At 22.7% G+C, this 13647-nt stretch carries 14 protein-coding genes; 5 read left to right on the forward strand and 9 right to left on the reverse strand.

Annotated elements, in window-relative coordinates; translation table 11 throughout:
• Positions 1–2418: valine--tRNA ligase (locus tag H0H56_RS00935; protein ID WP_185874004.1), on the reverse strand; the 2418-nt coding region annotated here is incomplete at its 3' end.
• A 31-nt stretch (positions 2419–2449) separates the two neighbouring features.
• Between H0H56_RS00935 and H0H56_RS00940 the strand changes: the two genes are divergently transcribed.
• Complete coding sequence (locus H0H56_RS00940) at positions 2450–2971, forward strand: dihydrofolate reductase (RefSeq protein WP_185874005.1); 522 nt, start codon at positions 2450–2452, stop codon at positions 2969–2971.
• Here H0H56_RS00940 and H0H56_RS00945 read toward each other — a convergent pair.
• Positions 2957–3571: a bifunctional nuclease family protein gene (locus tag H0H56_RS00945; RefSeq protein ID WP_185874006.1), complete on the reverse strand. Its 615-nt coding sequence runs from the start codon at positions 3569–3571 to the stop codon at positions 2957–2959. The genes H0H56_RS00940 and H0H56_RS00945 overlap by 15 nt on opposite strands.
• Before the next feature lie 185 nt (positions 3572–3756).
• Here H0H56_RS00945 and H0H56_RS00950 point away from each other — a divergent pair, with 185 nt between their 5' ends.
• A complete protein-coding gene (locus H0H56_RS00950; protein ID WP_185874007.1) occupies positions 3757–4413 on the forward strand; it encodes a hypothetical protein in 657 nt (218 codons plus the stop codon).
• 83 nt (positions 4414–4496) lie between these two features.
• A complete protein-coding gene (locus H0H56_RS00955; protein ID WP_185874109.1) occupies positions 4497–5480 on the forward strand; it encodes a pyruvate dehydrogenase complex E1 component subunit beta in 984 nt (327 codons plus the stop codon).
• Here the strand turns inward: H0H56_RS00955 and metF are convergent.
• Positions 5477–6436, reverse strand: coding sequence for a methylenetetrahydrofolate reductase [NAD(P)H] (gene metF / locus H0H56_RS00960; RefSeq protein WP_185874008.1), 960 nt, complete (start codon positions 6434–6436; stop codon positions 5477–5479). The genes H0H56_RS00955 and metF overlap by 4 nt on opposite strands.
• Before the next feature lie 5 nt (positions 6437–6441).
• Positions 6442–7716, reverse strand: a complete 1275-nt coding sequence (serS, locus tag H0H56_RS00965; RefSeq protein ID WP_185874009.1) for a serine--tRNA ligase — start codon at positions 7714–7716, stop codon at positions 6442–6444.
• 56 nt (positions 7717–7772) lie between these two features.
• On the opposite strand from serS, the gene rsmA reads away from it, so the two are divergent.
• A complete protein-coding gene (gene rsmA / locus H0H56_RS00970) occupies positions 7773–8537 on the forward strand; it encodes a 16S rRNA (adenine(1518)-N(6)/adenine(1519)-N(6))-dimethyltransferase RsmA (protein WP_185874010.1) in 765 nt (254 codons plus the stop codon).
• Complete coding sequence (locus H0H56_RS00975) at positions 8534–9409, forward strand: bifunctional 5,10-methylenetetrahydrofolate dehydrogenase/5,10-methenyltetrahydrofolate cyclohydrolase (protein ID WP_185874011.1); 876 nt, start codon at positions 8534–8536, stop codon at positions 9407–9409. The genes rsmA and H0H56_RS00975 overlap by 4 nt, the downstream gene beginning before the upstream one ends.
• A 345-nt stretch (positions 9410–9754) precedes the next feature.
• On the opposite strand, the gene hisIE is transcribed toward H0H56_RS00975, so the two are convergent.
• From hisIE to hisB, 5 genes are read right to left on the reverse strand one after another with little or no spacing between them, the layout of a single operon-like run.
• Positions 9755–10363: a bifunctional phosphoribosyl-AMP cyclohydrolase/phosphoribosyl-ATP diphosphatase HisIE gene (gene hisIE, locus H0H56_RS00980; RefSeq protein WP_185874012.1), complete on the reverse strand. Its 609-nt coding sequence runs from the start codon at positions 10361–10363 to the stop codon at positions 9755–9757.
• Positions 10364–10371: 8 nt separating this feature from the next.
• On the reverse strand, positions 10372–11133 hold the full coding sequence (gene hisF, locus H0H56_RS00985) for an imidazole glycerol phosphate synthase subunit HisF (RefSeq protein ID WP_185874013.1): 762 nt from the start codon (positions 11131–11133) through the stop codon (positions 10372–10374).
• Between the two features lie 7 nt (positions 11134–11140).
• Positions 11141–11884, reverse strand: a complete 744-nt coding sequence (locus tag H0H56_RS00990) for a 1-(5-phosphoribosyl)-5-[(5-phosphoribosylamino)methylideneamino]imidazole-4-carboxamide isomerase (RefSeq protein WP_185874014.1) — start codon at positions 11882–11884, stop codon at positions 11141–11143.
• A 9-nt stretch (positions 11885–11893) separates the two neighbouring features.
• A complete protein-coding gene (gene hisH / locus H0H56_RS00995; protein ID WP_185874015.1) occupies positions 11894–12484 on the reverse strand; it encodes an imidazole glycerol phosphate synthase subunit HisH in 591 nt (196 codons plus the stop codon).
• A gap of 7 nt (positions 12485–12491) precedes the next feature.
• Positions 12492–13640 carry a bifunctional histidinol-phosphatase/imidazoleglycerol-phosphate dehydratase HisB gene (hisB, locus tag H0H56_RS01000; protein ID WP_185874110.1) on the reverse strand — a complete coding sequence of 383 codons (1149 nt, stop codon included), beginning with the start codon at positions 13638–13640 and terminating at the stop codon, positions 12492–12494.
• Between the last annotated feature and the right edge of the window lie 7 nt (positions 13641–13647).

A 13647-nucleotide genomic window follows, 5' to 3' on the forward strand; every position in this document is an offset into this window, starting at 1 on the left:
TTTTTGAATAGATAAAAAAAACCTTTCTGATCCTACAAAAAAAGTAACTAATTTACTATCTTTAGGTTCTGTTAAAAGATGAATAATTTTAGATAAATTTGCTAATTTTATAATAACAGAGCAATATTCTTTTTCTTTTTTCATAGAGTATAAAACTAAACTTTTTTTATAAGAAAAATTCATTTTATTTCTTATAAAACGAATTTTAGATATAATTTTAGTAGCTCTTTCAAAAGACAATAATATATCTTTATTAAAAGATTTTCTCTTAGGCCAAGAAGAAATTATTAATGCCTCTTTTTTAGTTCTTTTTTTCAAAAGATGCCAAATTTCTTCTGATATAAAAGGCATATAAGGATGAATTAATTTTAATAATAATTCAAACCACTTAATTGTTTGAAAATATACTATTTCTGAAATTAATTGACCTATAATAGGTTTAATAATTTCAAGATACCAGGAACAAAAATCATCCCAAATTAACTTATATAAAATTATCAATGATTCATCAAATTTATATTTTTTAAATTTTTTATCAAAAATTTCTAAAACATAATAAAAACGATTTTTAAACCATTTCAATACTATCTTATCTGATTCAGATAAATATTTTGACTTTTTTTCAAAACTCCAACTTCTAATCAAACGAAAAGCATTCCATATTTTATTAGTAAAATTTCTTCCTTGTAAACATATATTTTCTTTAAATTGAAAATCCTTTCCTAAACTAGATCTTAACATAATTCCTATTCTAACAGAATCAGCTCCATATTTTTTAATTAAATTAATAATATTAGGAGAATTATTTAAAGATTTAGATATTTTTTGATGTTTATAATCTCTTAAAATTCCTGTAAAATAAACATTTTTAAATGGTCTTTTTTTTTGAAAAAAAAATCCAGCCATAATCATACGTGCTATCCAAAAAAATAAGATATCTGATCCTGTTACTAAATCTATAGTAGGATAATAATAAGTAATTTCATTATTGTTAGGACAATTAATTCCATTAAAAGCAGATATAGGTAATATCCATGAAGAAAACCAAGTATCTAAAACATCTGAATCTTTCCAAAGATTATTTAAATTTGGGTTATTACTTTTTATTTTTGCTTTTTTTAAAGCTTCTTCTAAATTTTCAGCAACTACAAAATCATAAATTCCTTTGCCATAATAATAAACAGGAATACGATGCCCCCACCATAATTGTCTAGAAATATTCCAATCTCTAATATTGTCCATCCACTGAAAATAACTTTTTTTAAATTTACTAGGATAAAATTTAATTTTTCCATTTTTTACTGAATCTATAGCTTGAATGGCTATTTTTTTCATTTTTAAAAACCATTGAAGAGATAATTTTTGTTCTATGATCGATTGAGTTCTTTCAGAAAATCCTATTTTTTGATTAAAATTTTCTACATAAACAATTAATCCTAATGAATCTAATTCTTTAATTATTTTTTTTCTTACTTCGAAACGATCCATTCCTTTATAATGAAGCCCATTTTCATTTATAGTCGCATCTTCATTAAAAATATCAATAATATCTAAATGATATTTATCCGCAATTTTTTTATCATTTATATCATGAGCTGGAGTAATTTTTAAACAACCTGTTCCAAAATGAGGATCAACATATGAATCTTGAATAATAGGAATAATTCTATTAATAATGGGAACTATAACTTTTTTTCCTTTTAAATAAAAGAAACGTATATCATCTGGATGAAAAACAACAGCAGTATCTCCAAATATTGTTTCAGGACGTGTAGTTGCAATAGTTACAAAATTTTTTTCTCCTTGTATTGGATATTTAATATAATAAAGTTTTGAAAAAATTTCTTTATATATTACTTCTTCATCAGAAATAGTAGTTTTTGCTTTTGTATCCCAATTTACAACATGATACCTTCTATAGATATATCCTTTTTCATATAAAAATATAAAAATTTTTTTAATAGATTTAGATATTTTTTTATCCATTGTAAATTGAACACGATTCCAATCACAAGAACAACCCAATTGTTTTAATTGATTTAAAATAATATTTTGATATTTTTTAGACCAAGATAAAACATAAGATAAAAACTTTTCTCTTCCTATATTTATTTTAAATAAACCTTTTTTTTTTAATTTATTTACTACTTTTGCTTCTGTAGCAATAGAAGCATGATCTGTACCTGGAATCCAACAGGAATTATATCCATTCATTCTAGCATATCTAATCAATATATCCTGTATCGTATTATTTAACATATGTCCTATATGTAATTTTCCAGTAATATTTGGAGGTGGCATTATAATAGTATAAGAACGTCTTTTATCTGGATAAGAAGAAAAATAATTTCCCTTCATCCAATAATGATATATTTTTTTTTCTACAAATTTTGGATCATACTTAATTGAGATATCCATATATTTAAAAATATAAAAATTATATTATATTATGAAAATTATATTTATTTCGGCTATTTCTAATAATGGGTATATAGGAAAAAATAATCAATTAATGTGGCATTTACCTAATGATTTAAAACGTTTCAAAAAAATGACTATAGGAGAATCTGTACTTATGGGGAGAAAAACTTTTGAATCCATTGGAAAAATACTTCCATATAGAAAAAATATTATTTTAACAAATAAAAAAAAAACATATTTTTCTTTTTTAAAAGAAAATGAAAAAAATTTTAAAATTATTTCTTCTGTAAAAGAGATAAAAAATTTTAATTATAAAAAAATATTTATTATAGGTGGAGAAAAAACATATACTTCTATTTTAAATAAAGCTCATATACTAGAATTAACTATTGTACATAAAAAATTTTACGGAGATGCAAAATTTCCAAAGTTTAATATTAAAAATTGGAAAAAAATATATGAATACTTTTATAAAAAAGATAAAAATCATTTATATAATTACAGTTTTATCCGATATGAAAGAAAAAATTTATCATTATCTTCTATCTAATTCTTTTTTTATACGTGCAGCAAGCTCATAACATTCATTTACTACAGCATGATTTAATAATGTATTGAGATCTTTTTCTGTCATTTTTTCTAAATTTTTAGGAGTATTTTTTTTTTGAAAAAAAGGAATATAATTTTCTATAATTAATTCCTCTTTATTATTTTTTTCATATTCTTTAGAATATCCATTTTCAAAATCAATTCCAGCTTTATCAAATATTTCTTTAGTAGTATAAATAGGAGATTTAAATCTTACTGCTAAAGCAACTGCATCTGATGTTTTTGCATCTATTTTATGTTCTTTATTTTTCCCTTCAACTAAAATATATGAAAAAAATATTCCATTTACTAATTTATAAATGACAACGTATTTTAATTTAATATGAAATACTTTAGCTAAAGTTAAAAACAAATCATGTGTAAAAAATCTAGATGTATCTTTTTTTCCTAAAGCAGAAGCAATCGATTGAGCTTGTAAACTTTCTATAATAATAGGAAGTTTAATTTTTCCATATTCTTCTTCCAATAATAAAACATATATCCCAGATTGTATTTGACTTAAGGATATTCCACGGATAGCTAATCTGATAAGTTTTTCCATATAAATCTTACTATTATCTTCAAATATACTACTTTTGAAAGTAAATTTGGAGATTTGAAACTTTCAACTTTATTCAAAAAGGACATATATCATTCTTTATAAGATCTTTATAAAGATTGTTATTGTAATAATTTTTTTTATATATTTAATTTTATAAATATAACTATTTTAAAATTTTTATTATTATGAATACTTCTATTATTAGATTTTTAGTAACTAGCATCTTTCTATCATTAGGCGTTTTTATAATATCTTGTAACGATGAGGAACATGAAATAACTTCTTCTGCGGAAGATTATGGATTTAACAATATCGATCCATCAAATCCAGATCTTACTTTTTATAATACTCACCCACCATCTACCATTACAACAACTTATTTTCCACCCCCAGCTCCTCATACTCATAATGATAATAATAATTCTACTCCAAAAATTCCTGCTAATATTAATCCCGGAGAATTATCTCAAAAAATAAAAGATATAGCGTTAAAAATAGAAATTTTAGAAAAAGAAAATGATTTTCATCAAAATGAATATGAAAAAATGGTGATGATTCAGAAAAAAATAGTAAAAGAAGTAAAAAGAAGAAGAATAGTCTTTAGATCTAAACCGTATAATTCTCCAGAACAATTTAAAGCTCAAAAAGAATTGGAAGATCAAAAAAAATTAGGAAAAGAAAAATTAAAAATACTTAGAGAAAAAAATCTTTTTCTAAATTCCCTAATTACATCTATAACAGAGGCTAAAAATGAAGAACTTGCTCTTAAAAGAATGCAAGAAAATTTTCAAAAACAAAATCAATTAAATAATAATAACAACGATCAAAAAACAAATAATTAATTGATTCATTTATAACGTAACGGAAAAGAAAAATATTTTTCTTTTCCGTTGTTTTTTTCATAAATGAAAAAATATAATATATGATGAAAAAAATGACTTTTCGTGAAGTTATAGCAGAAGCTATGAGTGAAGAAATGAGAAGAGATGATTCAATATTTCTTATGGGGGAAGAAGTGGCTCAATATAATGGAGCTTATAAAGCTTCTAAAGGTATGTTAGAGGAATTTGGACCAAAAAGAATTATTGATACACCTATTTCTGAATTAGGTTTTTCTGGAATAGGAATTGGTTCTGCTATGAATGGATGTCGTCCAATAATTGAATTTATGACATTTAATTTTTCTTTAATAGCAATGGATCAAATTATTAATAATGCAGCAAAAATACGTTATATGAGTGGAGGTCAATGGGATATTCCTATTGTTTTTAGAGGTCCTACTGGATTTGCTGGACAATTAGGTGCGACTCATTCTCAATCTTTTGAAAGTTGGTATGCAAGTTGTCCTGGATTAAAAGTAGTTATTCCATGTAATCCATATGATGCTAAAGGACTTTTAAAATCAGCGATAAGAGATAATAATCCCGTTATTTTTATGGAATCTGAACAAATGTATGGAGATAAAATGATGATACCAGAAGAAGAATATACTCTTCCTATTGGAAAAGCAGATATTAAAAAAAAAGGAAAAGATATTAGTTTAGTATCTTTTGGAAAAATTATGAAAATGGCATTAAATATAGCTAAAAAATTAGATAAAGAAAATATAAGTGTAGAAGTAATAGATATTCAAACTATTCGTCCCTTAGATTACGAATCTATATTATTTTCAGTGAAAAAAACTAATCGTTTAGTAATTTTAGAAGAATCATGGCCTTTTTCTTCTATCTCCTCTGAAATTTCATTTTTTATACAAAAAAAAGCTTTTGATTATTTAGATGCGCCTATTAATAGAATTACTCTTCTTGATACTCCTGCACCATATGCTTCAAATTTAATTAAGGATTGGTTTCCTAATGAAAAAAAAGTAATTAATGCTATTAAAGAGACGTTATATATGGGCGTTTAATAAATAGCTTGAACTATTTGATAAATATTTTCTGGTTTATCCATTGTATAATAATGAATGATTTTCACTCCAGCATCTTTTAATTCTTTAGATTGTTGTATTGCCCATTCTATTCCGATTTGAGAAACCATTTTTTTATTTTTTGCTTTTTCAATTTTTTTAACTAATTGATTAGGAATATTTAAATAAAAACGAGTAGGAAGACTTTTTAATTGTTTTTTAGAAGAAATAGGTTTAATTCCAGGTATTATAGGAACAAAAATTCCTTTTAATCTACATTTTTTTACAAAAGTAAAATATTTTTTATTATCAAAAAACATTTGAGTAACAATATAGTTCGCTCCTGCTTCTACTTTTTTTTTTAAAAAAAACAAATCTCTTTCCATATTAGGAGATTCTAAATGTTTTTCTGGATATCCAGCTATTCCAATACAAAAATTAAATAATGTAGATTTTTTTTGTTCTAAAGTATTATCAAGATATTTTCCCATATTCAAATTTTGTACTTGATGGACTAATTCTACTGCATATTTATGTCCATTTTTTTTTGCAAAAAAATCATTTTCATATTTTAGAGGATCACCTCTAAGAATTAATACATTATCTATTCCTAAAAAATTTAAATCTATTAAAGCATTTTCCGTCATTTTTTTATTAAATCCTCCACAAATAAGATGTGGAACAGCATCTATTCCATATTTATTCATAATAGCTGAACAAATACCAACAGTTCCTGGACGTCTTGAAATCGTTTTTCTTTGTAAAAGACCATTTTCTTTTTCTACATAAATAAATTCCTCACGATGATATGTCACATCGATAAAAGGAGGATTAAATTCTATTAAAGGATCTAAAATAGAAAAAATATCTTTAATCTCACGACCTCTTAAAGGAGGTAAAATTTCAAAAGAAAATAAAGTTTTTTTTGATTGATTGATATGCTCCGTTACTTTCATATTTTTTATTGAATATTATCAAATCCTGTATAAGGCACCAAAACTTTAGGAATATTTATTTGATTATCCGTTTGATGATTTTCTAATAAAACAGCCATAATTCTTGGTAAAGCTAAAGAACTTCCATTGAGTGTATGACATAATTCCATTTTACCTGTAATATTTTTATATTTTAGATTTAATCTATTAGATTGAAAATTAGTACAATTAGAAATAGAACTTACTTCTAACCATTTTTTTTGTACCATAGAATAAACTTCAAAATCATAAGTAATGGAAGATGAAAATCCTAAATTTTTTCCTCCTAAACGAATTATTCGAAAAGGTAATTTTAAAGATTTTAAAATGTTTTTAACATGTAAAATCATTTCATTTAAATAATAATCGGATGTATCAGAAGTGGTTATTTGAATAATCTCTACTTTTTCAAATTGATGTAATCTATTTAATCCTCTTACTTTAGATCCATAAGATCCCGCTTCTCTTCTAAAACAAGAAGTATAAGTAGTCGCTTTTATAGGTAAATCTTTATAAGATAATTGATGATCTCTATAACAATTCATAAGAGGAATTTCTCCTGTTGGAATAAGATAAAAATTATCTTTTTCTATTATATACATTTGATCTTCTTTATCTGGAATTTGTCCTGTAGAATATCCAGAATTTTCATTTATTATATAAGGTAAACTATACTCTATATATGAAGAACTTATATTTTTATCTAAAAAATATTGAATTAAACTTCTTTGTAATTTTGCTCCTTTCCCCATATAAACAGAAAAACCTGAACCACATATTTTTGTTCCTAAATATAAATCAAATAAATGAAATTTTTTAGCTAATTCCCAATGATAAAGAGCTTTTTTTAGTTTTTTTAAATGGAGACATCCTTCTTGAAAAAGAATTTCATTTTTTTCTGTTTCTTTTTTTACTTTTTCATCAGGTATATTAGGAATTTGATCTAATTTTTTTTTTAAATTTAAAATAATTTCTTTAAGATAAAAATTAATATTTTTTTTTTCTTTTTTTAAATAAAAAGAAATTTTTTTTAAAGAATTAATTTTTAAAATTTCATTTTTATCTTTTTTCAAAAAAAAACTAATTTTTTTAGATATGGTATTTTCTTTTTCTAAAATTTTATTTAAACTATATTGTAATTTATTTTTTTTTTTATATAAAATTAAAATTTCATCTATTAGATAAATTTTTTTAAAATTTCTTTTTTTTAATCCTAATAAAATTTTTTTTTTATTTTTACTTATGTAAGATACTTGAAGCATAAAATAGCATATTGTTATGTATAATAATATCCAAATAATATATTACATTTTATAATATGCGACAATTTTTTTTTAAAAAAAAATTTGATCAATATTTTTTAAAAGATAAAAATATAGCTCAAAAAATAGTAAAATGTCTTTCTTTACAAAATTATAATACAATAGTTGAAATAGGACCTGGTTTAGGTATTTTAACTCGTTATTTATTAAATTCATGTAAGAAAGTATTTTTAATAGAAATTGATGAAAAATTAATTTTTTTTCTAAAAAATCATTTTTCTATTTCTAATAAATATATTATTAATAAAAATTTTTTAAAATGGAATCCTGAAGAAATTCATCTTAATAATTTTGCTTTAATTGGAAATTTTCCTTATAGTATTTCTTCTAAAATATTATTTCATATTATAAAATATCATCAATATATCCCAGAATGTATTGGAATGTTTCAAAAAGAAGTAGCAGAACGTCTTATATCTAAAAAAAATAAAAAAAATTATGGAATTTTATCTGTTTTAATACAAACCTTTTATGATATAAAATATCTTTTTACTGTAAAAAAAAATGTATTTATTCCTATTCCAAATGTAAAATCAGCAGTTATTTCTTTAAAAAGAAAAAAAATTATTTGTAATAAAGATCTTTTATTGAAATGTGTAAAAATGGCTTTTAATCAAAGAAGAAAAATATTAAAAAATTCTTTAAAAAATTTTAAAAATATTACAAATTTTTTAGATATTCCTTTTTTAAATAAAAGAGCAGAACAATTATCTGTTAAAGAATTTTTTCAATTAACTCAAGAAATAGAAATTAGAAAATGACAAAATTATTAAATGGAAATAAATTAGCAATTGAAATAAGAAAAGAAATTGCTAAAATAATAGATATAAGTATAAAAAAAAAAAAAAAACCTCTTCCTCATCTAGGAATTATTTTATCTGGGACTAATAGTTCTAGTATTACATATGTAAATAGCAAAATACAAGAATGTAAAAATATAGGAATATTATATTCTTTAATTCATTTACCTGAAAATACTACAGAAAATAAATTAATTGAAGAAATTGAAAAAATGAATCAAAATCCACTTATAGATGGGTTTATTGTTCAATTACCTCTTCAAAAATATATTAATACGGATAATATTATTTTATCAATTAATCCTAAAAAAGATGTAGACGGTTTTCATCCAGAAAATTTTGGAAAAATGTCTTTAAATATGAAAGCATTTTATCCTGCTACAGCTTTAGGAATATTAACTATTCTAAAAAAATATAAAATAAAAATATCTGGGAAACATACTGTCGTAATAGGAAGAAGTCGTATAGTAGGTAGACCAATTAGTATTTTAATGAGTAGAAAAAATACTATTATAGGTAATAGTACAGTAACGCTTACTCATAAAAATACTAAAAATATAGATTTTTATACAAAAAAAGCGGATATTATTATTACAGCAGTGGGAATCCCATATTTTTTAACAGGAAAAATGATTAAAAAAGGAGCTATTATTATCGATGTCGGTATTACAAAAATAAAAAAAGGAAAAAAATTTTTTTTAAAAGGTGACGTAGATTTTAATAGTGTTTATGGAAAAGCTTCTTATATTACTCCTGTTCCAGGTGGAATAGGCCCTATGACCAGGATTATGCTTATAAAGAATACAGTAATAGCTGCATTAAATAGAATTTAATAATGAAAAATATTTTTTTTCATTATTATGTAAGCATATTTTATTCCTTTTTAAGGATGCAATGTAATAATAAGATGCCATTTTAAACTCCTGAAAGTTTCCCAATAAATATATTATTTATTGAATAATAATTATTATAAAAAAAACCTTAAATAAATTCAAAATAATTATTTGTTAATAATAACAATTTATTGATATAAAAAAAATAAAATATATTTTATTATTGCAATCATAATGTAACATTCTGGTAAAAAAAATGCAAAAAATAATTACTGATATTAATAATTAATTTAATTAAATGTAAAATTTTTCTTCATATTCATAAAATATTAAATTTTACTTAAATTAGTGTGATTTTGATAAATTTCTTTTTTCTAAAATATTTATAACATCTTGAATACTAAATCCTTTAATATATAAAAGAATTAAATAATGAAATAATAAATCTGCAGATTCATTTAAAAATAATGTTTTATTATCATCTTTAGATTCAATAATAGTTTCTATAGTTTCTTCTCCTAATTTTTGAGATATTTTATTAATTCCTTGTTGAAATAATTTAAAAATATAAGATTTATCATCTTTTTGATAAATTCTATTAGAAATTATATTTTCTAAAAAAAATAAAAAATTAATTTTATTTATTTCTTTCCAACAAGTATCTGTTCCATAATGACAAATTGGTCCTGTAGGTTTTGCTTTAATTAATAAAGAATCTTTATCACAATCAATTAAAATTTCTTCAATTAAAAGATAATTTTTACTAAACTCCCCTTTTGTCCACAATCTTTTTTTAGATCTACTATAAAAAGTTACTTTTTTTTCATTAATACTTTTTTTATATGCATCTTGATTCATATAGCCTAACATTAATACTTTATGTGTTTTATAATCTTGAATAATAACGGGAATTAACCCTTTATGAAAATTAATTTTTTTTGGATAATCCTTCATGTGTTAATTTATTTATTAATTCTTACAGGAATATTATGATGATTTAAATAATTTTTTAATTCTGGAATATTAATCTCTTTATAATGAAAAATACTAGCCGCTAAAGCTGCATCTGCTTTCCCTTTTTTAAAAACTTGATAAAAATCTTTTAATTTTCCAGCACCACCTGAAGCAATAATAGGAATAGAAATACTTTCAGAAATTATTTTTGTTATATCTAAAGCAAATCCATTTTTTGTCCCATCATGATTCATTGACGTTAATAATATTTCTCCTACACCTCTATTTACTCCTTCCTTCGCCCAATTTAAGGTTTTTTTCCTAGTAGGAATTCTTCCTCCATTTAAATATACCCACCATTCATTATTTTCATATTTAGTATCAATCGCTAAAACAATACATTGACTTCCAAATCTATTAGATAACAGATCTAAAATTTTTGGTTTTTTAAAAGCTTCTGTATTTATAGATATTTTATCTGCTCCTGAATTTAATAATAATTCTACGTCTTGTTCATCTTTTATTCCTCCACCTACTGTAAAAGGAATATTAATATAACGAGAAATTTTTTTTACTAAATTTTTCAACGTTTTACGTTTTTCATACGTTGCTGTAATATCTAAAAAAATTAATTCATCTGCACCTTGGTTAGTATACCACCTACCTAATTGAATTGGATCTCCAGCGTCTTTTAAAAATTTAAAATTTACTCCTTTTACAGTTCTATTATTTTTAATATCCAAACAAGGAATAATACGTTTAACTAACATAAATTAATCATTTATTAATTTTATTATTTTTTTTTATCCAATTTCTAAGTTCTACCAAAGATATTTGATTTTCATAAATAGCTTTTCCTATAATAACTCCATAGCAACCTAAATATTTTAATTTATCAATATCCTCTATATTTGTTACTCCTCCACTTGCAATTAACTTCATATTGGGAAATTTTTTGATTATTTTTTTGTATAAAGAAAATGATGGACCAGAAAGTATTCCATCTTTAGATATATCTGTACAAAAAAATTTTTTTATTCCATGACTATTTTTTTCTTTTAAAAAATTCCAAAAAGAAATTTTATTATATAATTTAGTCCAACCATTCATAGCTAATTGATTATTTTTAATATCTACTCCAAGAAGAATTTTATCTACTCCATAAATATGAATCCATTTTTTTAAAATAAATGGATTTTTTATTGCGATACTTCCAATAGTCGCTATACTCCCTCCACTTTCAAAAACAATACGAATATCTTCATCTGTATGAATTCCACCTCCAAAGTCAATGATTAAATTTGTATTCTTTGCTATTTTTTCTAAAATATTCCAATGTATAACTTTTCCATTTTTAGCTCCATCTAAATCTACTAAATGAAGTCTTGATATTTCATAATTTTCTAATAATAAAGCTACATCTAATGGATCATTATTATAAATTGTTATTTTTTTATAATCCCCTTGTATTAGACGAACACATTTTCCATCTATAATATCTATCGCTGCAATAATATTCATTTTATTTTATTATAATCTAATAAAATTTTCTAATATTTTATGTCCTATAAAAGAAGATTTTTCAGGATGAAATTGTACAGCATAAAAATTATTTTTTTGAATAGCTGCACTATAAGAAATAATATAATCTGTTTTAGCTATTGTCTCCTTTCCTAAAGGAGCGTAATAACTATGTACAAAATATTGATAACTGTTATCTGGGATATTTTTAAATAAAGGCCCTTGTAATTGATAAATAGTATTCCAACCGATTTGAGGAATTTTTTCATTTTTATTTTTTGATTTAAATTTTTTTACATATAAATCAAAAATACCAATACAGGAGGTACTACTTTCTTCTGAAAATTTACATAGTAATTGCATTCCTAAACATATCCCTAATACAGGTTTTTTTGTTTTAGAAATAAAAATATCCAATTTTTTTTTTTTTAAATATTGCATAGCAAAATTTGCTTCTCCAACTCCAGGTAAAATAATTTTTTCTGCATTATTAATAGATTCTAATGAATCTGTTACTATAGCTTTTACTCCTAATCTTTCTAAAGAAAAAAGAACAGATTGTACATTTCCAGCAGGATATTTTATAATAATAGTTTTCATATTGTTTTTATAATAATAGTCCTTTAGAACTAGGTAATTTATTAGTTTTATTTTTTTGTATTGACATTCTAAGAGCTCTAGCAAAAGCCTTAAAAATAGATTCTATTTTATGATGATCATTTTTACCTATAGAATGAATATATAGATTACATTGTGCATGATCTGAAAAAGATTTAAAAAAATGAAAAAACATATCTGTAGGAACGTTCCCTATTTTTTCTCTAAAAAATTTCACTTTCCAAGATAAAAAACTTCTTCCTCCAAGATCTAAAACGACTGTAGATAAACAATCATCCATAGGAATAGAAAAAAAACCATATCGTTCTATTCCTCTTTTATCTTTTATAGAATTATGAATAATAGTTCCTAAAGAAATACCCGTATCTTCTATAGTATGATGTTCATCTACATGAAGATCTCCTTTTGCATAAATATTCATATTTATTAAACTATGAAAAGCCATTTGTTCTAATAAATGATCTAAAAAACCTAATCCTGTTTTTATATTAGATTTACCTTCTCCATCCAATTGTATACTAATTTTTATATCTGTTTCTAATGTAGTTCTTCTATATTTTATATGATTTTTTTTTTTTAAAAATTTATAAATTGTTTCCCAATTATCCGTTTTTAATGCTACAATTTTATTTAAAATATCTTTATCTAAAGATAACTTTTTTTCAAATAATTTATGACAATAAATAAGGGGATCATTAATCCATATAGCCTTACACCCTAAATTTTTAGAAAGTAAAATATCTGTAAATCTATCTCCAATAACAAAAGATTTTTTAAGATTATAATCGTAATGAAAATAATTTTTAAGCATTTCTATTCCAGGTTTCCTAGTCGATGAATTTTCTTCTGGATACGTTTTATCTATATGAACAGCAAAAAAATGAATTCCTTCTGTTTTTAATACTTTTAATATGTGATTATGTATTGGCCAAAATTTTTTTTCAGGAAACTTATCCGTTCCTAATCCATCTTGATTAGTTACCATAACTAAAATATAATTCAGTTCTTTGACTATTTTTTTTAAAAAATATATCACATTTGGATAAAAATTTACTTTTTCAATAGTATCAATTTGATAAGTAGGCGGGACTTCTTTTATTATAGTTCCATCTCTATCAATAAATAATATTTTTTTCACACCTCCT

This window comes from Blattabacterium cuenoti, assembly GCF_014252455.1.
Classification (GTDB): domain Bacteria; phylum Bacteroidota; class Bacteroidia; order Flavobacteriales; family Blattabacteriaceae; genus Blattabacterium; species Blattabacterium cuenoti_R.

Bases quoted from the DNA above. Each gene is read 5' to 3' on its own strand.
- metF (WP_185874008.1), bottom strand. From the start codon at position 6,436: ATGAAAGTAACGGAGCATATCAATCAATCAAAAAAAACTTTATTTTCT.
- hisF (WP_185874013.1), bottom strand. From the start codon at position 11,133: ATGTTAGTTAAACGTATTATTCCTTGTTTGGATATTAAAAATAATAGA.
- hisH (WP_185874015.1), bottom strand. From the start codon at position 12,484: ATGAAAACTATTATTATAAAATATCCTGCTGGAAATGTACAATCTGTT.
- H0H56_RS00990 (WP_185874014.1), bottom strand. From the start codon at position 11,884: ATGAATATTATTGCAGCGATAGATATTATAGATGGAAAATGTGTTCGT.
- serS (WP_185874009.1), bottom strand. From the start codon at position 7,716: ATGCTTCAAGTATCTTACATAAGTAAAAATAAAAAAAAAATTTTATTA.
- H0H56_RS00950 (WP_185874007.1), top strand. From the start codon at position 3,757: ATGAATACTTCTATTATTAGATTTTTAGTAACTAGCATCTTTCTATCA.
- H0H56_RS00975 (WP_185874011.1), top strand. From the start codon at position 8,534: ATGACAAAATTATTAAATGGAAATAAATTAGCAATTGAAATAAGAAAA.
- H0H56_RS00955 (WP_185874109.1), top strand. From the start codon at position 4,497: ATGAAAAAAATGACTTTTCGTGAAGTTATAGCAGAAGCTATGAGTGAA.
- H0H56_RS00945 (WP_185874006.1), bottom strand. From the start codon at position 3,571: ATGGAAAAACTTATCAGATTAGCTATCCGTGGAATATCCTTAAGTCAA.
- rsmA (WP_185874010.1), top strand. From the start codon at position 7,773: ATGCGACAATTTTTTTTTAAAAAAAAATTTGATCAATATTTTTTAAAA.
- hisIE (WP_185874012.1), bottom strand. From the start codon at position 10,363: ATGAAGGATTATCCAAAAAAAATTAATTTTCATAAAGGGTTAATTCCC.
- H0H56_RS00940 (WP_185874005.1), top strand. From the start codon at position 2,450: ATGAAAATTATATTTATTTCGGCTATTTCTAATAATGGGTATATAGGA.